Here is a 958-nt window from a genome sequence, read left to right as displayed (position 1 = left end):
AGCGAATCCATCGAGGCGAAATCGTAAAAAGTTGTGCCCCTTGCTTTAGAAACTCCGCTTCAAGCGGACAGTTGGCAACGTGGACATCTCTCAACCGCTGTAATTCGTTAGCCTTGGCAGGTCGGGCCCGGCCTTCGATTTTGAACCGTGACATTTTCATTCCAGCCGATCACCATGGCGATCCGGCTGTCTCGTTTGATATTTGCCAGCTTCCGACTTCCGGGAAAGCTGTCGAACACGATGTTGAGGTCGTTGCCCAACGTCACCTGTATGACGGCTGCCTCTGGAGACCCGTCCGGATGCACGGTGCTGATAGCCCCGAGCTTATGCCTAGGTGCCCGCGATCATGCTGACCCCAAGGGAACTTTCGATCAGTTCGCCTCAGTTTGTCGAAGGCGCTTAATGTGTCGCGGCCGAGATGTTTTGGTTGACGCTAAAAAAGTTGGTCGGGTCGTATTTGCTTTTCACTTCCGCAAGCCGTCTGTAGTTTTCGCCGAATGAGGCGCGGATAACTTGGTCCGCGGGCTCGCTCTGAAAGTTCAGAAGGTGCATTCCGCTCGAATGCGGCTCGAACGCATCATACATCGCGCGTACCCAGGCAATATGCCTTTCGCTTTCGGCCGGATCCACCCACTGCGCGGTCATTCCTATGTTGTATTCCGCGCCGCGCTGGGCGAAGGCGGATTCAGCGCGACTGATCCTGCCTGGCGCGCCGCCATAGAACTCTACGATGCAGGCCGAAAGAGGCGACTTCATCCGATTTCCATGCTCGACAAGCAGGTCTATGATCGTGTCGGTAAGTTGCGGAACGAAGCTCGCCTTCCAGAAATTGTGGGTCCCGTCCGGGAAAGCGCCGTCAAGCAGCTTCTGCATCGTCGGGAAGGGCATTAGCTGGATGGCATCGAGCATTGGGGGACCGAAAGCTCGCAGCGGCGCCAGCACACGTGCGCCTTCTACC

At 56.6% G+C, this 958-nt stretch carries 1 protein-coding gene; it reads right to left on the bottom strand.

Annotated features, from left to right (window positions below):
• Window positions 1-399 precede the first annotated feature (399 nt).
• On the bottom strand, window positions 400-958 hold a 559-nt coding region (locus EN991_RS37850; protein WP_206519355.1), incomplete at its 5' end, for a BBE domain-containing protein.

The organism is Mesorhizobium sp. M7A.F.Ca.US.005.03.2.1 (assembly GCF_003997795.1).
Taxonomy (GTDB): Bacteria; Pseudomonadota; Alphaproteobacteria; order Rhizobiales; family Rhizobiaceae; genus Mesorhizobium; species Mesorhizobium ciceri.
This window is presented reverse-complemented; position numbering and strand designations above follow the sequence as displayed.